General features: G+C 59.4%; 1 protein-coding gene. It reads right to left on the bottom strand.

Going from position 1 to position 323, the window contains the following annotated elements; translation table 11 throughout:
• Nucleotides 1-323: GTP-binding protein (locus tag AYB31_RS20975; protein ID WP_236715591.1), on the bottom strand; the 323-nt coding region annotated here is incomplete at both ends.

The raw sequence follows: 323 nt of genomic DNA, 5'->3' as shown, positions 1-323 counted from the left end.
ATGTAAGGAACGCCAACCTGACGGGACAGCAGGATGTGCTCGCGAGTTTGCGGCATCGGGCCATCGGCAGCCGAGCAGACCAGAATCGCGCCGTCCATCTGGGCAGCACCGGTGATCATGTTCTTGACGTAGTCAGCGTGACCCGGGCAGTCAACGTGCGCGTAGTGACGGACTTCGGAGTCGTACTCTACGTGTGCGGTGTTGATGGTGATACCGCGAGCCTTCTCTTCCGGAGCCGAGTCGATCTTGTCGAAGTCGACCTTGGCCGAACCGAAAACTTCGGAGCAGACGCGAGTCAGAGCAGCGGTCAGAGTGGTTTTACC

The sequence above is a fragment of the Pseudomonas sp. BMS12 genome, assembly GCF_001592875.1.
Lineage (GTDB): Bacteria > Pseudomonadota > Gammaproteobacteria > Pseudomonadales > Pseudomonadaceae > Aquipseudomonas.
Note: the sequence above shows the minus strand (reverse complement) of the source record. Positions and strands in the feature narration are given on the sequence as shown.